Below are 22,373 nucleotides of genomic sequence, written 5' to 3'. Positions count from 1 at the left end.
GGTCGCACCGCGGAGGCCGGTCGCGTCCCGGCAGGCCGCTCGTCGCGGGAAGGGTCAGACGTAATAGCCCTCGACGGGTATGCGCGCCTCGTCGTACAGGGCCGGGCCTTCGACGGGCGGGTCCACGAAGGCGCTGCCCGGCGGCTTGAGGCCGTTGAGCTGATCGCCGGACAGCGCGTAGACGACGCGGCCCAGGCCCGAACGGGCGATGGCCCCCGCGCACATCCCGCACGGCTGGCAGCTGGTGTACATGGTGGTCGTGGCCGCGGCCGCGGGGTCGAGCTCGCGGGCGGCCCAGCGGGCCAGCTTCAGCTCCGGGTGCGCGGTGATGTCGCGGTCGGTGAGCGAGCTGTTGCGCTCCTCGACCAGGATCGAGCCGTCCGGGCCCGCCAGCAGCGAGCCGAACGGCGGGTTGCCACCGGCACGGGCCTCCGCGGCCAGCTCGATGGCGCGGCGCAGGAGCTTCTCTTCGTCGTGGGTCACTCTAGGTCCTCCGATATTGGGCATCTGGCCACATTTTGCCCCGCTCGGGCGGGGTCACGTCTCCTGGAGGCGGCGGATCATGGCCTGCTTGGCCGCCGCGAACTCCTCGTCGGTCAGCACCCCGGACCGGTGCAGCTCCCCGAGCTCCCCCAGGCGGCGCAGGACCGCGTCGTGCACGTCGTCGGAGACGGGCGGGGGAGGCGGCGGCAGCTCGGCCTCCCTCGGGAGCCGGGCCAGTACGGCCGCGGCGACCAGGGCGGTGGTCCCGCCGAAGCGCTGGATGCCCCACGACACGCAGTGGAGGTCCTTCTGCGGCGGCTGCGCGGCCCCCTCGCCCTTGACGCGGAACCGCAGCGTGCCGTACCCCATGCCGGACTGCGGCTTCCACTCCACCCCGGCCACGTCCGACAGCGGGAACTCCTGCGGCCCGGCCTTCTCCTTCTCCGTGCTCGCGAACCCGGTCCACTCCAGCCGCACCCGCTCCCCGTCGAAGAGCGCGGTGCCGTCGCCCGCCGTGGCCGAGATGGGCACGGAGGGCCCGGCCAGGAGGTAGTCCTCGCAGGCGGCGGTGGGCGTCTGGTAGACGAGCAGGGTGTCGCGGACCTCGTCGGCGAAGTATTCGGCCGCGCCGGCGCGGCTCTTGGGGACGGTCAGCCGGTACGGGTCGGCGGGCGGGCCGAGCAGCCCCGCGACCGCGTCGGAGAGCGGGTCGGCCCCTTTGCGCAGCCGCATCCGCACGTGGCCGCCCTTGCGCGACGGCTCGAACGCCATGCTCGCGATCGCCTCCAGCGGCACCACGAGTTCGCCCAGCGTCCTGCGCAGCTCGTGCACGCCCTTGTCGCTTCCGGGGACGATGCGCAGGAACTCGCCGTTGAACGTCCACGAGCCGTCGGCGACGGCGATCTCGGCCATATTCTCAGCCTAGGACACGCGGGACGAGAGGAGCGGGATGGAGATCTTCACGAGCTGGTCGTCCTGGGCGCAGGCGGAAGGCCCTGTGAGCGAGGCGCTCCCGCCGGGGACCACGGAGTCCCTGCGTGACGCGGTGGCGTTCGCCCGCGCGCAGCACGGGGTGCAGCAGCGGCCGACCGGGCGCCCGTACGTGGAGCATCTGCTCGAGGCGCTGGAGGTGGCCGTGGTCGGCGCCGAGCTGACCGACCGGGACGTGCTCGTGGCGATCGTGCTGCACGACGTGCTGGAGGACACGCCGTGTACCGAGGCGGACATCGCGCGCAGGTACGGCTCCGGCGTGGCCGAGCTCGTGCGGTGGGTGACCAAGCCGCGCGGGGTCGCGAAGGTCGACTACCTGAGCACCCTCGTGCAGGCGCCGCTGCACGCGGTGTTCGTGAAGCTGGCCGACCGGGTGAGCAACGTGCAGGAGCTGCAGCGGATGCCGTGGCGGTTCCAGCGGCGCTACTACCTGGAGACCGTGGCCTACATCATGCCGCTGGCCGGCGCCCACCCCTGGTTCGCCCGGTGGTTCGGGGAGTGGCGCACGCGCTGGCATCCCCGCGTGGAGCGGCTCAGCGCGTACTAGCCGCCGATCCTGGCCACGCGGTTGCGCACACCCTCGAAATGGGCGTGCACGGCGGCCACGGCCGCGCCCCGGTCGCCGGCCAGCACGGCCGTGTAGATGTCGCGATGGCGCCTGACCACGTCGCCCGGCGGCTCGTCGGGCGCGCCCAGCTCGTCGCGCAGCTGGTAGTAGACGTCCCAGAACGCCCCCAGGAGCTGGCTCACCAGCGGGTTGCCGAGCGGGCGGTAGAGGAGGTCGTGGAAGAGGCGGTCGGTCTCGGGGGAGACCGGCCCGATCGGCGCCTCGGCCTCCATCCTGGCGATGACGTCGGCGACCGGCGTCAGGTCGGCCCCGGGGCCCAGCTCGATGAGGCGCTCGACGAGGCCGCTCTCCAGGATCTCGCGGATCTCGATCAGGTTGGCCAGGTGGTTCTTGCCGTTCTGCAGCGTGATGCGGCTGTGGAAGGTCAGCTCGTCCACCAGCCCCGCCAGCGACATCCGGCCCACGAACATGCCGAAGCCGTGGCGGATGTCCACGATGCCGACCGCCTGCAGGGCCTTGAGCGCCTCCCTGACCGAGTTGCGGCTGACCCGCAGCTCCTCCATGAGCTCCGACTCGGTCGGCAGGGGGTCCCCGGCCACCAGTCCACGCCGGACGATCAGGTCCTTGACGCCCTCCTGGGCCTCGACGGCACGGCTCGGCCGCGCCGGACGCGGGACTGTGGCCATGGAAATTCCTTTCGCCCTGTGTAACATTCCGGAAATCTTCTGTTGACCTCAAGCGGTGACACCATCTAGCGTCCACGTTACGGCAAAGATAGGACATGGGATGTCCCACGTGCTACGTCCCAGGAGGATTCCGTGAGCTCTGAGTTCAGCCGCCGCGACTTTCTGCGTTACAGCGGGGCTACGGGTGCGGCAGCGTTCGTCGCGGCGACGCTCTCCGCGTGTTCCGGCGGTCCGGCCTCGACCGGATCGGTCGGCGCCGGATCCAACAAGGATCTGATCACCGCCGTCATCGGGTACGGCAACGACCAGAGCTGGGATCCGACGCAGACCGCGTCGGCGTTCGCGATGGCGGGGATCAGCCACATCTACGAGGGCCTGCTCGACACCGACCCGATCACGCGCGAGCCGTACCCGGCCCTGGCCACCGCTCTGCCCACCGACCTGAACGCGACCTCCTGGAAGTTCACGCTCAGGGACGGCGCCAAGTGGCACGACGGCCAGCCGGTCACGGCCGACGACGTGGTCTTCACCTTCGAGCGGATCCTGGGCCCCGACAACGTCCTGACCGGCAACTTCTTCAAGTCCTGGCTCCAGGAGGTGAAGAAGGTCGATGACAGGAACGTCGAGCTGGTCTTCAAGTTCCCCTTCCCCGACGCCGCGCCCAGGCTGACCATCGCCAAGATCATGCCGAAGCACGTGTTCAGCCAGGCGGGCGCGTGGGACAAGGCCAAGAGCGGCATGACGATGGGCTCGGGGCCGTACAAGCAGACCGCGCACAACCCCAAGTCCAACACCACCTTCGAGGCGTTCGACGGCTACAACGGGCCGCGCCCGGCCACGGCCAAGAAGATGAACTGGCTGACGATCGTGGACGCCGCCGCCCGCGTGGCCAAGATCTCCGGTGGCTCGGCCGAGGCGCAGATCGCCGACAACATCCCGTACGCCAACGTCGAGCAGCTCAAGCAGCAGGGCCTGACGGTCGAGGGCGGCAAGGGCATGAACCACATGTTCCTGATGTTCAACACGGGCGCCAAGCCCTTCGACGACGTACGGGTGCGCCAGGCCCTGCACTACGCGATCGACAAGCAGAAGATGATCGACGTGGCGCTCAAGGGCCACGGCACGGCCTCCAGCTCCTTCCTCAACGAGGGCAACCCCGCCTACAAGCGGGCCTCGGTCGTCTACGACTACGACCCCGAGAAGGCCAAGGCGCTGCTGGCCGAGGCCGGGGTCAAGAACCTCACGATCAACCTCATGGCCGTGAACGTGAGCTGGATCGCGGACTGCCTGCCCACCATCGCCGCCTCCTGGGAGGCCATCGGCGTCAAGACCACGCTGGAGCCGCAGGACACGGCCGCGTTGTTCGCCAAGATGGACCAGTTCCAGGACTACCAGGTGGTTGCCGCCGCCTCGAACCCCAACCAGTTCGGCATGGACGCCGACCTGATCCTGCACTACAACTACGTGCCCGGCGGCCTGTGGATGAAGTACAGCCACTGGGACGGCACCGCGGACGCCAAGAAGCTGTTCGCGATGATGGACGAGGCCAGCAAGGAAACCGACAAGGCCAAGAGGACCGAAGTTATCCACAAATATCTGGACTTTGTGGCTGAGCAGGCCATCCTCTACCCCGTCGTCCACAACGAGCTGATGACCGCCTGGGACCCGAAGAAGCTGTCGGGCATCCGCGCCCAGCCCTACCCCGGCATCAACCTGCTGCAGGCCAAGAGGACATGACGCTCGTCGCCAGGATGCTGCTCCGGCGGCTCCTCATGCTGATCCCGCTGCTGCTCGGCGTGGTCGCGTTCGTGTTCATCGTGATGCGCTTCTCCAACAGCAAGCCGGAGTACGCGTACTTCCAGGGCGCGAACCCGACCCCCGAGCAGATCCACCAGTTCCAGCTCGAGAACGGCCTGCTGGACCCGTTGCCCCTGCGCTATGTCCGCTTCGTCGCGGACCTGGCTCAGGGCGACATGGGCACCAGCGTGCTCACCAAGAAGCCGGTGGTGGAGTCCATCGCGACCGCGCTGCCGCTGACCCTGCAGCTCACGTTCCTGGGCCTGGCCGTCGCGGTGGTGCTGTCGCTGGTGTTCGGCGTCACCGCGGCGCTGTACCGCGACCGCTGGCCGGACCAGGTGATCCGCGTGGTGTCGCTGGTCGGGGTGGCGGCGCCGTCGTTCTGGCTGGCGCTGCTGATGATCCAGTACCTGGCCGTCGGCGAGGGCCTGTTCCCGACGGGCGGCTACATCAACCCGGCCGACTCCACGGCGGGCTGGCTGCAGTCGATGACGCTGCCCGCGCTGTCGCTGTCGCTGCCGATCGCGGCCCAGCTCACCCGCATCATCCGCACCTCGATGGTGGAGGAGCTGGACCGCGACTACGTGCGCACCGCGATCGGCAGCGGCCTGCCGCCGATCGTGGTCGTCGGCAGGAACGTGCTGCGCAACGCCCTGATCACCCCGCTGACCGTGCTCGGCCTGCGCATCGGCTACCTGATCGGCGGCACCGTCGTCATCGAGACCATCTACGGCCTGCCCGGCATGGGCCAGCTCATGATCAACGCCGTGCGCGACGGCGACCCGGCCGTCGTCCAGGGCGTGGTGCTGACCATCGCGGTCGGCTTCATGGTCGTCAACCTGGTCGTGGACGTCCTCTACCTGCTGGTCAACCCCCGCCTCAGGAGCGCCGCATGAGACGTGGACTGACGGAACGGCTCTCCGTGCCGAAGAAGGGGCCGGGCGTGGGCCTGCGCCGCCTCAAGCCCCTGTCATGGGTGGCGGTCGGCATCGTGGCCGTGGTCGTGCTGGCCGCGCTGCTGGCGCCGTGGATCGCGCCGCACTCGCCGTACTTCCAGGAGGTCACCGGCGGCGGCCCGTCGGCCGCGCACTGGATGGGCCTCGACAGCGCCAACCGCGACATCCTGTCCAGGCTCCTGTACGGGGCCCGCTGGTCGCTGATCATCGGCCTCGGCGCGACCGCGCTCGCCCTGGTGGCCGGGGCGGTCGTCGGCGCGGTCGCGGCCACCTCGCGCCGGGCCGTGGACGAGACCATCATGCGCCTGCTCGACGTCGTCATGGCCTTCCCCGGCATCGCGCTGGCGGCCGTGCTGGTGGCGGTGTTCGGCGGCAGCATCCCGGTGCTGGTCATGGCCATGGCCTTCCTCTACATGCCGTCCGTGGCCAGGGTCGTGCGGGCCAACGTGATCGCCCAGTACGGCGAGGACTACGTGGCGGCCGAGCGGATCATCGGGGCGCGCACACCGTACATCGTCGTCAAGCACGTCGCGATCAACTGCGCCGCGCCCGTGCTGGTCTTCTGCACGGTGATGGTGGCCGACGCGATCGTGTTCGAGGCGTCGCTGTCGTTCATCGGCGCCGGCGTGCGCCCGCCGAACCCCTCCTGGGGCAGCGTCATCGCCGACGGCAAGAACATGGTGCTGCTCGGCGGCTGGTGGGCCACCGTCTTCCCGGGCCTGATGATCCTGCTGACCGTGCTCGCGCTCAACATCCTCTCGGAGGGCATCTCCGATGCCTGGGCCGCGCCTGCCACCCGCAGGGCTGTCCCGAAGAAGGACGACGCGTTCGAGCGGGCCAGGCCCGGCTCCGGCGAGGTCGTCGAGCTGCCCGGGCTGGCCGAGGCCGCCCGCAGGCTGGCCGAACGCGCCCGCCCGCTCCCGCAGGGGCCACCGATCCTCTCGGTGGAACGGCTGCGGATCGGCTTCGCGGACGGTGTGGACATCGTGGACGGCATCGGCTTCGAGGTGCACCCGGGCGAGGTGCTCGGCCTGGTCGGCGAGTCGGGCTGCGGCAAGTCGCTGACCGCGCTGACCATCATGGGCCTGCAGCCGCGCAACGCCCGCGTCAGCGGCCATGTCCGCTTCGACCAGCGCGAACTGCTCGCGGAGTCGCGCCGCGCCCGTCGCCGCCTGCTCGGCCACGAGATGGCGATGATCTACCAGGACGCCCTCTCGTCCCTGAACCCGGCCATGACCATCAAGGCCCAGATCAAGCAGCTCACCCGCCGCGGCGGCCGGCGCACCCCCGCCGAACTGCTCGAACTCGTCGGCCTCGATGCCCGCCGCACCCTGTCCGCCTACCCGCACGAGCTGTCGGGCGGCCAGCGGCAGCGGGTGCTGATCGCGATGGCGCTGTCGCGCGACCCGAAGCTGATCGTCGCCGACGAGCCCACCACCGCGCTCGACGTGACCGTCCAGGCCCAGGTCATCGAGCTGCTGCTGAAGCTGCGCGAAGAGCTGGGGTTCGCGCTGATCCTCGTCTCGCACGACCTCGCGCTGGTCGCCGACGTCACCGACCGCGTGGTCGTCATGTACGGCGGCCAGATCGTCGAGACCGGCGCCACGGCGACCCTGGTCGGCGCGCCCGCCCACCACTACGCCCGCGGCCTGCTGGGCTCGGTGCTGTCGCTGGAGTCGGGGGCCGAGCGGCTCACGCAGATCCCCGGCGTGGTGCCCGCCCCGGCCGACTTCCCGCCCGGCTGCCGGTTCGCCGACCGGTGCCCCATGGCCACGGACGTGTGCCGTACCGAGGCTCCGGTGCTGACGGGGGACACCACGCACGCGGTGGCCTGCCATCATCCGGCGCTCGTAGGAAGTGAGCAGCATGCTTGAGCTGAAGGACGTGCACGTCGTGCACAAGGCCCGCTCGGGCGGCCTGTTCTCGCGCGACCGCGTCCACGCGCTGACCGCGGCGGACCTCACGGTGAGCGCCGGCGAGACGGTCGGGGTCGTGGGGGAGTCGGGCTGCGGCAAGTCCACGCTGGCCAGGGTGCTGGTCGGCCTGCAACAGCCCACCCAGGGCAGCGTGACCTTCCGCGGCAAGGACCTGTGGGTGCTGAAGGAGGGCGAGCGGCGCGCGCTGATCGGCTCCAGCGTCGGGATGATCTTCCAGGACCCGTCCACGGCGCTCAACCGGCGCCTGCCCGTCAGGCAGGTGCTGCGCGACCCGCTCAACGTGCACCGCCGCGGCACCCCCGCCCAGCGCGACGCCCGCGTACGCGAACTGCTCGACCTGGTGGGCCTGCCCGCCAGCGCCGCCGACGCGCTGCCCAGCCAGCTCTCCGGCGGGCAGCGCCAGCGCGTGGCCGTGGCCAGGGCGCTCGCGCTCGAACCCGACCTGGTCGTGGCCGACGAGCCCACCAGCGCGCTCGACGTGTCGGTCCGCGCCCAGATCCTCAACCTGCTGCTCGACCTGAAGGAACGGCTCGGGCTCGCGCTGGTGTTCGTCTCGCACGACATCCAGACGGTCCGCAGGATGAGCGACCGCGTGGTCACCATGTACCTCGGCAGGATCGTCGAGCAGGCGCCCGCGCGGGCCGTGCCGATGGGCGCCCGCCACCCGTACACGCGGGCCCTGTTCTCCGCGACCCCGGGCCTGATCTCGCCGATCAACCCGATCCCGCTCGTGGGCGTGGTGCCCTCCGCCACCAGACCGCCGAGCGGCTGCCCGTTCCGCACCCGGTGCTGGCGGGCAGACCACCTTTGTGCGGAGGACTGGCCGGCGGCGCGGACCGAAGGCGACCACCTCCGTGCGGAGGACCGGCCCGCGGCGCAGACCGAAGGCGACCACCTCTTCCACTGCCACCACCCGGTGGCGGCGGGAGCAACTGATGTAGAGCTGATCCAGGAGCGCGCATGACTTTGACCGGCGTCATTCCCCCGGTTTGCACCCCGTTGACCCCTGACTACGAGGTGGACGCCGCCTCGCTGGTCCGGTTGGTCGACCACCTGCTGGCAGGGGGCGTGGACGCGCTGTTCGTGCTGGGGTCGTCGTCGGAGGTGGCGTACCTGACGGACGCGCAGCGCCGGGTGGTGCTGGACACCGTGGTCGGCCACGTGGGCGGGCAGGTGCCGGTGCTGGCCGGGGTGATCGACATGACGACGCCACGCGTGCTCGAACACGTGCGGGTCGCGGCCGAGGCGGGGGTGTCGGGGCTGGTGGCGACCGCGCCGTTCTACACGCGTACCCATCCGGACGAGATCCGCACCCACTTCCGGACCATCGCCGCGCGGGGCGGTCTGCCGGTCTACGCGTACGACCTGCCGGTTTCCGTGCACACGAAGCTGAGCGCCGAACTCCTGCTCGGCCTGGCCGCCGAGGGCGCGCTGGCCGGAGTGAAGGACTCCAGCGGCGACGACGGCGGCCTGCGCCAGGTCATCCTGGGCCGCGAGGCGCCCTTCAGCGTGCTCACGGGGTCCGAGGTGACCGTGGACTCGGCGCTGTGGATGGGCGCGGACGGCGTGGTGCCCGGGCTGGGCAACGTGGACCCGCAGGGATACGTCGAGCTCTACCAGTGTGCCTCCCGGGACGACTGGCAGGCGGCAAGAGCGGAGCAGGAGCGCCTGGTCAGGCTGTTCGAGATAGTCCGTGTAGGCGGCTCACGCATGGGCGGCAGCTCGTCGGGCCTCGGAGCCTTCAAAGCCGCGCTTCACCTACGCGGTGTCATCGACTGCCCGATCACCGCGCTCCCGCAGGTTCCGCTCAATGACGACGAGGTAGGCCGGATCGGCAAGCTCCTGGCTGCCGCCGGGCTGCTCTGAACTATGCCGTGCCGGCCAGCTGGGCCACGTCGTCCGCGCCGTCCTCGATCAACTTCGAGGCCAGGTTGGACAGGGCCCGCCCAGCGGCCAGCTCGTCCCCGATCCCGGGCACCGGGCGGTCGGTGGGATTGCGTCGGGCGTGCGCCACGCTCTCGTGACGTTTGCCGTCCGCGGTGAACAGCACCGCCGTGGCCGTGGTCACGGCGTCCTCGTCGTCCTCACTGATCCAGATCTGTATGTTCCACTGTTTGTACTCCATGGGAAGACACCTCCCTACCTTCGAGGGTCTCTCTTACGAGCCCAAAGGTAAAGGTCAGGGTGCCTGATCACCTGTTCCCGCCGCCGGCGGGCCGCCACACCAGGTCCAGGCCGGCCCGCCGCGGCAGGCTCTCCCAGCCGCCCTGGGAGATCACCGCGCCCGCCCCCGCCGCGCACGCCACCCCGCCGCCCCGGCCGCGCACACCGCCTCCATCGCGCACGCCACCCCGGCCGCCACGCCGCTCACGCCGTGCTGAGCCGCTCGGGTGGGCTCCACCCCGGCTCTCGTGACTCGGCCGACAAGGTCGCACTCCTGGCATGCGGGCTGACGACTCGCCAAGACTTGATCGCCTGACGAATCGGCGAAGCGGCTTTGAGCGGGGGTTTGGGGGCCGCGCCCCCCAAACTCACAGCCTGAGCTCCAATGCGCGAAGCGCTATCCAGCGAAGACCATGCCGTTCCCCCCGCTGCACGCCCGTGTCAGGGCTTGGAGGCACCGTCGGAGACCGTGATTTCGTGTTTGTCGCCCGGCGCCAGGAACTCCAGCAGTCTCCGCGCCTCCTCCTCGACCTCCTCCAGGACCGGGATCGGCATCCACCGGTGGATGGTGAGCGTGGAGGTGCCCTTGGCGCGGGCCACCGTCCAGTCCCCGGCGGTGAAGCCGTCCACCAGGATGACGCGCGGCACCACGTTCGTGCCCATGAAGCCCTGGAGGGCGGTCGCTCCAGTGTCGGAGATGGCCCGGGAGCGGTCGGCGTACGACAGGAACAGGTTGTCGAAGTCGTACATCAGCCGCACCGGCGCCGGGGTGTCCTCGTCGGGCCGTATGGCGTCGGGCAGGTCGTACAGGGTCCGGCCGGCCTCGTCCCTGAAGCGGACCAAGTCGAGCGAGTCCACCACCTCGCCGAGCCGCGTCAGCCCCGACCACGTCTGCACGTCCATCACCGACGCCGGCCCGAACGCGGCGAGATAGCGCCGCACCAGCTCGGCCGCCGTCATCGGCGGCACCTCGAAGCCCAGCCAGGACTCGGCGCTCGTGTGCGCGATGGGCCCGCTCTTGCCCCACACGCCCCTGGGCGGCACCTGTACGAGCGGCACCAGCCACCGCACGCCCTGGCCGAGCGCGTGCGGATCGTTCGCCGGCCACCGCTCGGCCAGTTTCCGGCCCAGCTCGGCGAACGTCATGGGCCGCTCCTCCAGCAGTTCCCGCCCGACCGCGGCCAGCTCGTCCAGGTCGACCCCTTGCCACCGCTTGCCGAACGTCGACGTGGTCATGCGCCCGATGGCGGGCTGCAGCAGCGGCCGGATGGCCAGGCAGTCGCGGGCGGAGACGAGGTGGATCGTGCCGCGCTGCAGCGCGATGCGTACGAGCTCGCGCGAGAGCAGCAGGTCGGCGGCGTCGGCGGGTTTGAAGCCCTCCACCCGGTTCCACAGGCCGGTGTACCAGGTGTGCGGGGTCTGCGCCTGGAGCCCGCCGAGGCGCTCCACGACCTCGACCACGGAGTTGTCGGTGCGGCGCAGCAGGTGCTGGCGGTCGAGCGTGGCCCGGTTGAGTGCTCTGCGGCTGATGAGGGGGTCCATGGGTCAAAGGTAGGGGTTGATGAGGTCTATTCCGGTCCTCAAGGGCAATTGATCGAACGAAACTAAAACGATCATTTCGAAAGGCATAGGATCGAGGCATGTCCGTCGAGCAGCGCCACAGGCTCATCCTCCGCCAGGTCCGCGACCGCGGCTCGGCCCGGGTGGCCGACCTGGCCGAGGCGCTGGGCGTCTCCGCCGTCACCCTGCGCAGGGATGTCGAGCACCTGGCCGCCCGGGGCCTGCTCACCAGGGTGCACGGCGGCGTCACGCTGCCCGCCGCGGCCCCCGCCCCGCGGGCCGGCGGGCTGACCATCGGCATGCTGGTCCCGACCGCGCACTACTACTACCCGGCCGTGATCAAGGGCGCCCAGGAGCAGGCGGCCAGGGCGGGGGCGCGGCTCGTGCTCGGCATCTCCCGGTACGAGGACGCCGAGGACCGCGCCCAGGTGCGCCAGCTCGTCAAGGGCGGCGCGGAGGGCCTGCTGCTCACCCCGAGCAGGCAGCCCGACGGCTCCCACGTGGAGTGGCTGGCCGGGCTGAGCGTCCCGGCTGTGCTCGTGGAGCGCCGGGCCGAGCCGGCGGGCCCGGCCGCCACGCTCGACGCGGTCGCCTCCGACCACGCCCACGGCGCCTACCTCGCCGTACGCCACCTGGCCGAGCTGGGCCACCGCGGGCTCGCGCTCGTCGCCTTCCCCAGCCCGACCACGCCGGGGATCCGGGCGGGCCTGCTGGCGGGCGCCTCGGCGCTGGGCCTGGACACCCCCGCGGAGATCGTCATCGACCGCGACCGCACCGACGAGCTCGTGGCGGGCGTGCTGCGCCTGGTGCGCGACCGGGGCGTGACGGGCCTGCTCGTGCACAACGACGAGGACGCGCTCACGCTGGTCAGGCACCTGGTCGCGGCGGGCGTAGACATCCCGGGCGAGGTGTCGCTGGTCGCCTACGACGACGAGGTGGCCGCGTTCTGCTCGCCCTCGCTCACCGCCGTGGCGCCGCCCAAGGAGGAGGTCGGGCGCTGCGCGGTGGACCTGCTGATCGCCCGCCTCACCGCAGGAGCGGCCCCGGTCGGTCGCCACGTGGCGCTGCTGCCCGAGCTCAGGCCCCGGGAGTCGTCCGCACCCCCTTCGTTATGATCGATTCGATCGTATTGATTGCAGGGGGAGCGATATGAGCGAATCACGGCCGAAGACGCTGCTGGCCATGGGTCGACCGGTGGCGGCCCGGCTCTTCACCGGCGAGGTGCGCGACCGCCTGGTCGGCATCGCCGACGTGGACCCCGGCCTGGTGGCCGAGGACTTCGCCGATCCGGCCGTGGCCGGGGCGCTGGCTGGCGCGGAGGTGCTCTACACGAGCTGGTGGTGCCCGCCCGTCACCGGGGACGTGCTGGCCAGGGCGCCCAGGCTGCGCGCGATCGTGCACGCCGCCGGCACCGTGAAGCACCACGTCACCGAGGCGTGCTGGGAGCGCGGCATCGCCGTGTCGTCCGCCGCGGCGGCCAACGCCGAGCCGGTGGCCGAGTTCACGCTGGCCTCGATCCTGTTCGCCAACAAGCGCGTGCTCGACATCGCCGCGCTCTACCGCGAGCAACGGGCACGGATCGACGCGGACAGTCGCTTCCCCGGGTTCGGCAACTACCGGCGCACGGTCGGCATCGTCGGGGCCTCCAGGATCGGCCGCCGGGTGATCGAGCTGCTTCGGCCGTTCGAGCTCGACGTGCTCGTGGCGGACCCGTACCTGACGGAGGACCTGGGCGTGCCGCACGTCGGGCTGGACGAGCTGATCGAGCGGTGCGACGTGGTCAGCCTGCACGCGCCCTCGCTCCCGGAGACCAGGCACCTCATCGACGCGGCCCGCCTCGCCCGCATGCGCGACGGCGCCACGCTGATCAACACGGCCAGGGGCGCGCTCGTCGACCAGGACGCGCTCGTCGCCGAGCTGGCGAGTGGACGGCTGTACGCGGTGATCGACGTGACCGAGCCCGACCCGCTGCCCGCCGACTCGCCCCTCTTCGACCTCCCGAACGTCCTGCTCACCCCGCACATCGCCGGGTCGCTCGGCGGCGAGCTGTCCCGTCTGGCCCACCAGGCGCTCGACGAGCTGTCCAGGTACGCCCAGGGTCTGCCCTTCCGGTACGGCGTCGAAGCGGGGTCGCTGGCGATAAGCGCGTGATGCCCGTACTGCCGGGGTTCGATGGCGCGGGCAGCGGGTCGGCCCTACGCTGCTCTGCATGCACAAACGGGTGATCGACGGCCGCTTCGAGCTCACGGAGCGGCTCGGTGGCGGGGGCATGGGCCTGGTGTGGCGGGCCTGGGACGTGGCCCTGCACCGCGAGGTCGCGCTCAAGGAAGTACGCCCACCCGACCCCTCCATGGACGAGCACGACCCGGCGGGCGCCCGCGAGCTGCGGGCCAGGGTGCTGCGCGAGGCCCGCGCCCTGGCCCGGCTGAACCACCCGCACGTGGCCACCATCCACCACATCGTCGACCCCGGCGAGCAGGGCTACCCGTGGATCGTCATGGAGCTGGTCACGGGCGGCTCCCTCCAGGACCGCATCCAGCGCGGGCCCATGTCGCCGCAGGAGGTGGCGCGCCTGGGCCGGGAGGTCCTGTCCGCGCTGCGGGCCGCGCACGCCGTCGGCATCCAGCACCGCGACGTCAAGCCCGCCAACGTCCTGTTACGCGAGGACGGCCGGTCGGTGCTCACCGACTTCGGCATCGCGGCGGTACGCGAGTCCACGAGCCTGACGGCCACCGGGTCGTTCATCGGCTCGCCCGAGTACATGGCGCCCGAGCGCATTAACGGCGTCGAGGGCGACCCGGCCTCCGACTTCTGGTCGCTCGGCATGATGCTGTACGTGGCGGTGGAGGGCCGGCACCCGCTGCGCAGGAGCACCACGCTGGCGACCCTGGCCGCGGTGCTCAACCAGGAGGTGCCGCCGCCGGAGCGCGCCGGGGCGCTCACCCCCGTGCTGAGCGCGCTGCTGAGGCGTGACCCGGCGGGCCGCCCCGACGCCGAGACCCTAGACCGCATGCTGGCCTCGGCCGCCGACCCCGGCGCGGCCCCGCCTCCGATGCCCCCCACCCCCGCCCCTTCCCCGGCGATGCCGGGCCCGCACGCCCGGGGCCCCGCCCCGGCGGGCCCCGCGATGGGCCCCCGAATGGGTCACGCGACAGGTCCCGGGATGGGTCACGCGACGGGCCCCGGGACGCCCGGGCCGCATGCCGCCCACACGGTGCCGCCCATGGCCGGTCGCCCAGGGCCGCCGATGGGCGGGCAGACCATGCCGCCCGGGTACGGGCACGCGCCGCAGCAGCCCCCGTGGGGTCCGGCGCCGATCCCGAAGGCGACCACCGTGCACGGCCGCCGTCGCGGCGGCGGGGGCCTCACCGTGGGCATCGTGACGTCGGCCGTCGCGGTCACGGTGGCGGGCGTGCTGGTGTGGCAGCTGATCCCCTCCGCGTCGAGGAGCACCACGAGGAAGGACCCGTCGGTGCGCTCCACCTCGGAGGACTCCTCCGAGGTGGACCGCACCGATCCCGAGTCCCCGCGCGACAGCACACCCGCCACGCCCGGCAACCTGCACACCCCTGCGGGAATGCGGGCCCTGATCACCAAGATCAAGAACGAGCTCGGCGGCACCAAGGTCGTCAGGATGACGGTGTACCCCACGTACGCCTCGATCGAGGCACCGACCAAGGCCAACAAGGCCGTCTACGACACCTACTTCTACCGCGACGGCGAGATCACCCGCTCGAGCGCCGGCGGCAAGATGAGCGGCAAGCCTTTCGTGGACCTGCAGAAGTACAACTGGGACGCCCTCCCTGCCCTGTTCAAGAAGGCGAACAAGGACCTCGGCGTCGCCAAGCCGACCTCGCGGTACCTGATCGTGGACCCCGACTACGCGTTCGTCACCCCGCGCCAGGTGCTGCTCGTCTACGCGTCCGACGAGTACAGCTCGGGCTACCTGGTCGCCAACCTCCAGGGCAAGGTGGTCAAGACCTACGCGAGCGACTAGCAGATCTTCTGGTATCCGCTCTCCGGGATCAGCCGGGTCCACTCCGCCTTGCTCAGCGACCCGCCCGCCCTGGCGCACACCGCCTGCGCCGCCAGCCCGGGATCGACCGGGCTCTCGCGTACGGTGCCGTCCGGCCCGACGCCGCGCAGCCGCTTGCCGTCCTGGGTGAAGGCCGGTCCGGCGGCCCATGAGCCCGCCTGGCCGACCTCCCGCATCGTGCCCGCGTCCCAGAGCGAGGTACGGGCGGCGTCGATGGCCAGCAGGTCGCCCCCAGGGGAGAAGCGGAGCTCGTCCACCGGGGCCGTCCCCGTCTGGATGGTGCCCCGCGCCTTCCCCTTGCGCAGGTCCCAGAGGAGCACGTGCCCGCCCTCCAGCCCGAACGCCAGCGTGCGCCCGTCGGGCGAGAAGGCGAGCGCGGTCGGCGCCGGCGGGTCCTCGCCGGCGTCGGCGGACCGGTCGAGGACCAGCGGGGTGATCGCGCCGGTGCGCAGGTCGAGGAGCCTGGCGCCGGCGGCCAGTGTCGAGCCGTCGGGGCTGAAGGCCATCGCCAGGTCGCCCGCGCCCTCGTACGCCTTGATGCGCCGCCCCTTGCGCACGTCCCACGTCTCCAGGGTCCTGCCCCGCGCGGTGGCCAGCGTGTCGCCGGCGGGGGAGAGGGCCACGGCGAGCACGTCGCCGCCCGCGTCGATGGCGGCGACCCGGCGGCTGCTGGTCACCTCCCACACGGTCACGGGGTCGCCCGCGACGGCGAGCAGCCGGCCGTCGGCGTCGAAGGCCAGGTCGCCGGCGGCGGCGATGCGGCCGAGCGGCTTGCGCTCCACGGTGTCGGTGAGCTCGATGGAGTCGCCGACCTCCTTGGCGGCGACCCGCCCGTTGCCGGAGAAGGCGGCGGAGGGGGCGTCCTCGGACGGCACGGGCAGCCCCGAGACGTCGAGCGAGACCACGGAGCCGGTGCCGCTCAGGTAGCGCAGCGAGCGGCCGTCGGTGGAGAAGGCCAGGCCGCGCTCGGGGTTTCGGAGGGGGTAGGCGCCCGCGAGGCGGCGTTCGGCGACGTTCCAGACCCGGACCTCGCCGTCGCCCGGCAGCGCGAGCAGGCGTCCGTCGGGGCTGAAGGCGGGCGGGTCGGCCGAGGTGTGCCCCAGAGCGTCGGCCCCGACCACCTCGACGCCGCGCACGGACTCCCGGGCCGTGCGCCCCTCCGCCCGGAACATCTCGGGTGTTCCGGACGCCGTGGGGTTCGGCGTGGTCGCCCGCTTGGGGATGACGGGGCTCGGGGGCCTGGCCGCCACGAGCGTGATCCCGTCGCGTCCGGCCACGGCCAGCGTCGCCCCGTCGGGGCTGAACGCCAGGGCGGGCGCCGCCGCGTCCGCGCCGGTGGGCGGCCGGACCGAGACGGTGCCGGTCTTGGTCCGCCCTACCAGCTCCCACAGATCGACCCGCCCGCTCAGGCTGGAGAAGGCGGCCCTGGTCCCGTCGGCGGAGAGCGCCACCTGGCGGTCGGCGACGTCGAACAGCAGCCGCCCGCCCCGGTAGACCCTGGTCCTGTTGCCCTGGCCGATCGCGTAGGTGACCGGCTCTAAGGGCGCGCGCCCCGTGGAGACCTCGAACGGCCGGCCGTCGGCCGCCTCCGCGAACCTCCCGTCGTCGCTCAGCACGCTGCCCGCCGGCAGCGAGTACGAGCCGAGCCGCTGCCCGCCGGCCAGGTCCCAGACGGCGACCGTACCCGTGCCCCATTTGACCAGTTGGTCGCCGCGCAGCACGTAACGCGCCCGCAGGTCGGCGGCGGGGTCGGTGAACACCCCCAGCTCCGGCTGCACCAGCGAGGCCTGCAGCGCCGCCCGCGCCTCGAACACCGGCGACAGCTTCCAGGCCGCCACGCTCAGCCGCATCGCCGTACGCGGATCGGACGACCGCAGCGCCTCCGCCCTGGCGGCCACGGCCCGCGCGTTGGCCTCGACGAGCTGCCCGCGCAGCTGGTTCTGCCCGTGCACGGACACCACGGACAGCGTCACGGCGATGGCCAGCACGGCGGCCAGCGCCGCCAGCGCAGGCGTGAGCAGCCTCCTGCGCTGCTTGGACAGGGTCACGCTGTCGTTGACGAAGTCGCGTTCGAGCTGGTTGAGGCGTAGATGACGGCGCTTGGTCGCGGCCCAGGCGAGCGCCGTGTCGAGCGCCTGGCCGCGGAAGAGGTGGCTCCTGCCGCGCCGGTGCTCCGACCAGTTCCTGGCGGCGTCGCGGATCTCCCGGTGCACGTGCATGCTCTCGCGCTCGTCCTCGACCCAGGCGCGCAGCCGGGGCCAGGCCCGGTAGAGGGCCGCGCTGGCCGGGGCCACCCGCTGGTCGCTGACCGCGACGAGCTTGCCCACGGGCGTCTCGGTCGGGGCCACGCGCACGCTGCGGCGTACCAGGAGACCCGCCTCCATGAGCGGGCCGAGCACGTCGCCCTCGTCGTGCGGGCTGTCGCCGTCGAGCAGGCGCAGCAGCAGCCCCGGCACCTCCGCCTGCTGCCGCGGCGTGAGCGCGAGGTAGACCTCCTCGGCCACCTCGCCCAGCGAGCGCGGCCCGGCGTGCCCCTCGGGCGGCCGCACGTCGGCCGGGCTCTCGACCCACAGCTCCGGCGCGGCGGGCCGGTCGGCGGGATCCTTGGCCAGGGCGCGTCCGACCAGCTCGCGCAGCGGCTCCGGCAGCACGCCGAGGTCGGGGTCGACGGTCAGCAGCCGGTGCATGACCCCGCCCAGGCTCGTCCCGCTGAACGGATCGTCCCCGGTGGCCGCGAACAGCACCACGGCGCCCCACGCGAACACGTCGGCCGCGGCCCCCGAGTCGCGCCCGGTCAGGACCTCGGGAGCCGTGTACGTGTACGTGCCGCCGGCCGGCAGGCCCAGCTCGATCACCTTGGGCCCGTCGGCGGCCAGCAGCACGCTCTCCGGATTGAGCCCCCGGTGCGTCAGACCCGCCTCGTGCAGCGCGCTCAGCGCCGACGCGAGCGCGCCGGCCAGCGCGACCAGCTCGTCGCCCGCGTAGGGCCCGTGCAGCTCGACCGCGCGCCGCAGGTCAGGTCCGTCCACGTATTCGCTCACCACGTACGGCACGCCCTCGTCGTCGCCGACGGCGACCACCTCCGCCAGATGGGGGCAGGTGACCCGCTCGAACCGGCGACCGACCTGGCCACGCGGCACCGTCACCGCGAAGCGGCGGCCCTCGTCGTCGTAGGCGTCGTAAACCACGCCGCGCCCGCCCGCGCCGAGTCTGGCCGCCGGCCAGAAGCCGCCGAGCCTCTCGGGGTCACCGGGCACCAAGCGCATCGTCACTGATGCTTAGATGCACGCCACTGCCCAATGGTTGTCCCAAAGACGCCACAGGTCCCCCGCGCGCCTCGGGGGACCCATGCGTCATGATCATTATGCCAGGCTTCCGGATCTTGCCGGCCATTCGCGCCGGAGCACCGACATGAGCACCGCGTCGTGCCATTCACCGTCCCACAGCAGGGCGTCGCGTTCGACGCCCTCCTCGACGAAGCCGACCTTCTTGTAGACGTGCCGCGCCCGCTCGTTGAAGGCGTAGACGCCCAGCCTGATGCGGTGCAGCGGCGTCGTGGCGAAGGCGTGGTCGAGAACCAGCTCGATGGCCTCGGTGCCGTAGCCCTTGCCGAAGGCGCGTTCGCCGATGAGGGCTATGCGGAGGTTGCAGGCGAGGTTGTGCTGGTCGAGCTCGTTGAGCACGATCTCGCCGACGTATTCGCCGGCGGCCATGATGGCCAGGTCGAGCCGGTCGGCGTGGTCCTTCCTGGTGGCATACCACTGGCGGGCGGCTCCGCGGTCGATCTCGCCGTGCGAGCCCGTCAGGCGGCCCACCTCGGGGTCGGAGACCAGCTCGAAGAGGCCGTCGACATGCTCCGGGCCGACCGGGCAGAGGGTCACGCGGTCACCCGTCAGGGTGGGCTTCTCGGCGAACATCCCCTTTGGCTATCAGTGCCGATCGCCTTCGGGCAAACCCATTTCCCGCAGCGTCGCGTCCCGCACCTGCTCGGGGGTCAGCTCGCCGACGTCGCACCTCAGGTCCGCGACCTCCCGGAAGAACGGCTCGCGGCGGGCCCGCATGACAGCGGGGCCGTAGTCGGGGCGGTGGCTGCTCGACTTCATCCGCTGGGCCAGCACCTCGTCGGCGGCGTCCACCCAGACCACGAACGCCTTGGCCAGCGCCGCGCGCACCTCGGGGAACTCGACCGTGCTGGCCGCCGCCGCGATGACCTCCGGCTCGCCGGCCAACTGGTGCAGCACGTGGTCGGCCTCGTACCGGTGCAGTGCGTCCGCTCCTTCGCGTTCGGCGATCTGCGCGGCGGTGCCGCCGTAGCGCTCCTGAAGGAACGGATCGCTGTCGCTGAACGGCAGCCCGAGCGCCTGCGCGATCAACCGGCCGGCGCTCGACTTGCCCGAGCCCATGAGCCCGACCAGTACGACTGGTTTGTTTTTCGACATGTGGATAGAGGTTCCTTCGTGTCAAGGAGGTAAATCTGATGACCATCGCCGGAAGCATCATCCTCATCATGCTCGGGGCGATCCTCACCTGGGCCGTCGAGTTCGACCTCGCCGGTCTCGACATCAACGTAGTGGGGGTCATCCTCATGCTCGGCGGCCTCGTCGGTCTGCTGTTCGGCATCTACAGGATCAGCGTCACCCGTAGAGCGGTCGGACCCGTCGACGAGCCGGTTCACCGTCACGAGGTCTACGAGGAGCCTGAAGCCCGCAGGACCACCGTGTACGAGGAACGCCGCCGCTACGACGAACCACCGCTGTAGGAGGTGAATCGACATGCCAGCTGTTGAAGAGCTGCCGTCGACCATCAAACGTTCGCCGAAGAGAGCGCAGAACACGTGGATCAAGGCGCACGACAACGCCGTGAGGGAGTACGGCGAGGGCCGGCGCGCCCACATGACCGCGTTCGCCGCGCTGAAGCGATCCTTCGAGAAGGTCGGCGACCACTGGGAGCCCAAGAAGGGCCCCTCCGACAAGGCGACGATGACCCGGACCGGTAAGGCGACCACGACCCGGACCGGTGGCAAGGCCACGATGGCCCGGACCGCCAAGGCCGCCACCCGGACCGCCAAGGCCGCGATGACCCGGACGGCCAAGACGGCCGAGGGCGTCGTCGAGGGCGTCAACCTCAACGCCACCAGGGAGTACCTGCAGAAGATGGCCGCCAAGCTCGACGTGCGCGGCCGGTCGAAGATGACCAAGCAGGAGCTGGTGAACGCCATCAGGAGGGCCAACAGGAGGCTGACGGCGAAGGCCCGTTGACGGGGGCTTCCCGCTCAGGGGGCCACGCCAAAAGGGAGGGCCGGGGGCAGGTCGCCCCTCGGCCCTCACTCATGTCCGGCATATCCATCACAGGAGCCGCTTGACCGCCTCGGCGATGGCGTGGCGGTCGATGCCGGCGTCGGCCAGCTGCTCCTCGGGCGTCGCGGACCCGGGCAGGCCCGTCACGGCCAGCTTCACCACCCGCGGCCCCAGCTCGCTGACCGCGTCCGACACCGCGTCGCCGAGCCCGCCCTCCAGCCGGTGGTCCTCCACCGTGATCAGGTTGCCCGTGGTGGTGGCCGCCTCGACCAGCGCGGCCGTGTCGACAGGCTTGACCGAGTACAGGTCGATCACCCCCACCGGGATCCCGGCCCCGCTCAGCTCGTCGGCCGCCGCCAGCGCCTCGTGCACGGTCACGCCCGCAGCCACGATGGTGGCCCGGTCGTTGGGCGAGTGCCGCAGCACCCGCGACCCGCCCACGGGGAACCGCTCGTCCGGCGGGTAGATGACCGGCGTCTCCCCGCGCGTGGTGCGCAGGTAGGAGACGCCTTCGACGTCCGCCAGCTCAGCCGTCAACGCCGCCGCCTGGTTGGCGTCGCACGGGTAGAGCACGGTGCTGCCGTAGACCGCCCGCAGCATCGCCAGGTCCTCCAGGCCCATCTGGGAGGGCCCGTCCTCGCCGATCGCCACCCCCGCGTGCGACCCCACGAGCCGGATCGAGGCCCTGCTCACGCCGGCCATCCTGATGAAGTCGTACGCCCTGGTCAGGAACGCCGCGAACGTGACCGCGTACGGCTTCCACCCGCGCACCTGCAGGCCGATGGCGGCGGCCACGAGCTGCTGCTCGGCGATGTACATCTCGAAGAACCGCTCGGGGAACTCCTTCCCGAACGCCTCCGCCCTGGTCGAGTCCGCCACCTCGCCGTCCAGCGCCAGGACGTCCCCACGGGCCGCGCCGAGCGCCGCCAGCGCCTCCCCGAACGCCGTCCGCGTGGCCGCCTTGTCGCCCACCTTGTACGCGGGCAGGCTCATCGGCCTGGTCTCGAACCGGTACGGCGCCGCCGGGGCCTCGGGCTTGTGCACCTCGACTCGCAGGTCCCGCCGGCCGCCCAGCTCCTCGACGGCCTTGTCCGGGTCCTTGAGCGGCTTGCCGTGGGCCCCTTCGCGGTTCTCGACCTCCAGGGCTCCCTCGCCCTTGCGCGTCTTGGCCAGGATCACCGTCGGCCGCCTGCGCGTGTTGCGGGCGTCGCTGAGCGCGTAGTCGATCTGCCCGGGATCGTGCCCGTCGATCTCGATCGTGTGCCACCCGAACGCCCCGAACCTGCGCGCGTAGGCCCCCGTGTCCCATCCGTGCCGGGTGGGCCCGCGCTGGCCGAGGCGGTTCACGTCCACGATCGCGGTCAGGTTGGCCAGCCCCTCGCACCCCGCGTGCTCGGCCGCCTCCCAGATGGACCCCTCGGCGAGCTCGCTGTCCCCGCACAGCACCCACACCCGGTACGGCATTCGCTCCAGCCGCCCGGCCATGGCCACCCCGACCCCGACCGGCAACCCCTGCCCGAGGGACCCGGTGGCCACGTCCACCCACGGCAGCCGCGGCGTCGGATGCCCCTCCAACCGGCTGCCCCGCCGGCGGAACGTCAGGAGCTCCTTGTCGTCGACGACCCCGGCTGCCTTGAAGAGCGCATAGAGCAGCGGGGACGCGTGCCCCTTCGAGAAGATCAAGTGGTCGTTGGCGGGGTTGTCCGGATTCTCGAAGTCGTAGTGCAGATGACACGCGAAGAGCACGGCCATCAGATCGGCCGCCGACATCGACGAGGTCGGATGGCCGGACCCGGCCTCAGCGGCCGCCCGCACGGAATCGACCCGCAGTTGCGCGGCCAGCTCGGTCAGGTACTGAAGATCGCGCTCAGGCATTATGGCCTCCTCGGAAGCGGTTTCC

Annotated in this window: 21 protein-coding genes; 11 read left to right on the top strand and 10 right to left on the bottom strand. The window is 71.8% G+C overall.

All coding sequences use genetic code 11. The annotated features are described in order from the left end of the window. Window positions 1-54: 54 nt before the first annotated feature. A complete protein-coding gene (locus tag ABZX61_RS30365; RefSeq protein WP_355199576.1) occupies window positions 55-483 on the bottom strand; it encodes a nucleoside deaminase in 429 nt (142 codons plus the stop codon). A gap of 54 nt (window positions 484-537) precedes the next feature. Beyond that, the gene (locus ABZX61_RS30360) at window positions 538-1,395 is read right to left on the bottom strand and encodes a DUF4429 domain-containing protein (protein ID WP_350728265.1); all 858 of its coding nucleotides are present in this window, start codon (window positions 1,393-1,395) and stop codon (window positions 538-540) included. A gap of 37 nt (window positions 1,396-1,432) precedes the next feature. Between ABZX61_RS30360 and ABZX61_RS30355 the strand changes: the two genes are divergently transcribed. Then, complete coding sequence (locus ABZX61_RS30355) at window positions 1,433-2,020, top strand: HD domain-containing protein (RefSeq protein WP_355199575.1); 588 nt, start codon at window positions 1,433-1,435, stop codon at window positions 2,018-2,020. Here the strand turns inward: ABZX61_RS30355 and ABZX61_RS30350 are convergent. After that, window positions 2,017-2,727: an FCD domain-containing protein gene (locus tag ABZX61_RS30350; RefSeq protein WP_355199574.1), complete on the bottom strand. Its 711-nt coding sequence runs from the start codon at window positions 2,725-2,727 to the stop codon at window positions 2,017-2,019. The genes ABZX61_RS30355 and ABZX61_RS30350 overlap by 4 nt on opposite strands. A gap of 132 nt (window positions 2,728-2,859) precedes the next feature. Here ABZX61_RS30350 and ABZX61_RS30345 point away from each other — a divergent pair, with 132 nt between their 5' ends. The 5 genes from ABZX61_RS30345 to ABZX61_RS30325 are packed head-to-tail and all read left to right on the top strand — an operon-like array spanning window position 2,860 to window position 9,283. Next, complete coding sequence (locus tag ABZX61_RS30345) at window positions 2,860-4,464, top strand: ABC transporter substrate-binding protein (protein WP_355199573.1); 1,605 nt, start codon at window positions 2,860-2,862, stop codon at window positions 4,462-4,464. Beyond that, entirely contained in the window at window positions 4,461-5,420 is a 960-nt protein-coding gene (locus tag ABZX61_RS30340; protein ID WP_355199572.1) for an ABC transporter permease, read from the top strand. Before ABZX61_RS30345 ends, ABZX61_RS30340 begins: the two co-directional genes overlap by 4 nt. Continuing rightward, entirely contained in the window at window positions 5,417-7,354 is a 1,938-nt protein-coding gene (locus tag ABZX61_RS30335; protein WP_355199571.1) for a dipeptide/oligopeptide/nickel ABC transporter permease/ATP-binding protein, read from the top strand. The genes ABZX61_RS30340 and ABZX61_RS30335 overlap by 4 nt, the downstream gene beginning before the upstream one ends. Continuing rightward, window positions 7,347-8,381: an ABC transporter ATP-binding protein gene (locus tag ABZX61_RS30330; RefSeq protein WP_355199570.1), complete on the top strand. Its 1,035-nt coding sequence runs from the start codon at window positions 7,347-7,349 to the stop codon at window positions 8,379-8,381. Before ABZX61_RS30335 ends, ABZX61_RS30330 begins: the two co-directional genes overlap by 8 nt. After that, window positions 8,378-9,283 carry a dihydrodipicolinate synthase family protein gene (locus ABZX61_RS30325; RefSeq protein WP_350728258.1) on the top strand — a complete coding sequence of 302 codons (906 nt, stop codon included), beginning with the start codon at window positions 8,378-8,380 and terminating at the stop codon, window positions 9,281-9,283. The genes ABZX61_RS30330 and ABZX61_RS30325 overlap by 4 nt, the downstream gene beginning before the upstream one ends. Before the next feature lies 1 nt (window position 9,284). Here ABZX61_RS30325 and ABZX61_RS30320 read toward each other — a convergent pair whose 3' ends face one another. The 3 genes from ABZX61_RS30320 to ABZX61_RS30310 all read right to left on the bottom strand — a co-directional run bounded on the left by ABZX61_RS30320 (window position 9,285) and on the right by ABZX61_RS30310 (window position 11,122). Further along, window positions 9,285-9,542, bottom strand: a complete 258-nt coding sequence (locus tag ABZX61_RS30320) for a DUF1876 domain-containing protein (RefSeq protein WP_185067965.1) — start codon at window positions 9,540-9,542, stop codon at window positions 9,285-9,287. A gap of 67 nt (window positions 9,543-9,609) precedes the next feature. Beyond that, complete coding sequence (locus ABZX61_RS30315; protein WP_355199569.1) at window positions 9,610-9,762, bottom strand: hypothetical protein; 153 nt, start codon at window positions 9,760-9,762, stop codon at window positions 9,610-9,612. Between the two features lie 259 nt (window positions 9,763-10,021). Then, window positions 10,022-11,122 (bottom strand): winged helix DNA-binding domain-containing protein, encoded by a 1,101-nt coding sequence (locus ABZX61_RS30310; RefSeq protein WP_355199568.1) that lies wholly within the window; start codon window positions 11,120-11,122, stop codon window positions 10,022-10,024. A gap of 98 nt (window positions 11,123-11,220) precedes the next feature. Here ABZX61_RS30310 and ABZX61_RS30305 point away from each other — a divergent pair, with 98 nt between their 5' ends. The 3 genes from ABZX61_RS30305 to ABZX61_RS30295 are packed head-to-tail and all read left to right on the top strand — an operon-like array spanning window position 11,221 to window position 15,137. Continuing rightward, window positions 11,221-12,255 (top strand): substrate-binding domain-containing protein, encoded by a 1,035-nt coding sequence (locus tag ABZX61_RS30305; protein ID WP_355199567.1) that lies wholly within the window; start codon window positions 11,221-11,223, stop codon window positions 12,253-12,255. A gap of 34 nt (window positions 12,256-12,289) precedes the next feature. Then, window positions 12,290-13,291: a hydroxyacid dehydrogenase gene (locus tag ABZX61_RS30300; RefSeq protein WP_355199566.1), complete on the top strand. Its 1,002-nt coding sequence runs from the start codon at window positions 12,290-12,292 to the stop codon at window positions 13,289-13,291. A 58-nt stretch (window positions 13,292-13,349) separates the two neighbouring features. Continuing rightward, a complete protein-coding gene (locus ABZX61_RS30295; protein ID WP_355199565.1) occupies window positions 13,350-15,137 on the top strand; it encodes a serine/threonine-protein kinase in 1,788 nt (595 codons plus the stop codon). Here ABZX61_RS30295 and ABZX61_RS30290 read toward each other — a convergent pair. From ABZX61_RS30290 to ABZX61_RS30280, 3 genes are all read right to left on the bottom strand, one after another. Further along, the gene (locus ABZX61_RS30290) at window positions 15,134-18,442 is read right to left on the bottom strand and encodes a serine/threonine-protein kinase (protein WP_355199626.1); all 3,309 of its coding nucleotides are present in this window, start codon (window positions 18,440-18,442) and stop codon (window positions 15,134-15,136) included. The two genes, ABZX61_RS30295 and ABZX61_RS30290, sit on opposite strands and share 4 nt — an antisense overlap. 96 nt (window positions 18,443-18,538) lie before the next feature. Beyond that, on the bottom strand, window positions 18,539-19,093 hold the full coding sequence (locus tag ABZX61_RS30285; protein ID WP_355199564.1) for a GNAT family protein: 555 nt from the start codon (window positions 19,091-19,093) through the stop codon (window positions 18,539-18,541). Between the two features lie 12 nt (window positions 19,094-19,105). Beyond that, entirely contained in the window at window positions 19,106-19,615 is a 510-nt protein-coding gene (locus ABZX61_RS30280) for a shikimate kinase (protein WP_350728250.1), read from the bottom strand. Between the two features lie 38 nt (window positions 19,616-19,653). Between ABZX61_RS30280 and ABZX61_RS30275 the strand changes: the two genes are divergently transcribed. Together ABZX61_RS30275 and ABZX61_RS30270 are read left to right on the top strand one after the other, a co-directional pair. Beyond that, window positions 19,654-19,935, top strand: a complete 282-nt coding sequence (locus ABZX61_RS30275) for a hypothetical protein (RefSeq protein ID WP_350728249.1) — start codon at window positions 19,654-19,656, stop codon at window positions 19,933-19,935. A gap of 13 nt (window positions 19,936-19,948) precedes the next feature. Beyond that, window positions 19,949-20,434, top strand: coding sequence for a ChaB family protein (locus tag ABZX61_RS30270; RefSeq protein WP_350728248.1), 486 nt, complete (start codon window positions 19,949-19,951; stop codon window positions 20,432-20,434). Window positions 20,435-20,521: 87 nt separating this feature from the next. On the opposite strand, the gene ABZX61_RS30265 is transcribed toward ABZX61_RS30270, so the two are convergent. After that, window positions 20,522-22,348, bottom strand: coding sequence for a transketolase (locus ABZX61_RS30265; protein WP_355199563.1), 1,827 nt, complete (start codon window positions 22,346-22,348; stop codon window positions 20,522-20,524). Between the last annotated feature and the right edge of the window lie 25 nt (window positions 22,349-22,373).

This window comes from Nonomuraea sp. NPDC003709 (genome assembly GCF_040610775.1).
GTDB classification, from domain to species: Bacteria; Actinomycetota; Actinomycetes; order Streptosporangiales; family Streptosporangiaceae; genus Nonomuraea; species Nonomuraea angiospora_A.
Note: the sequence above shows the minus strand (reverse complement) of the source record. Positions and strands in the feature narration are given on the sequence as shown.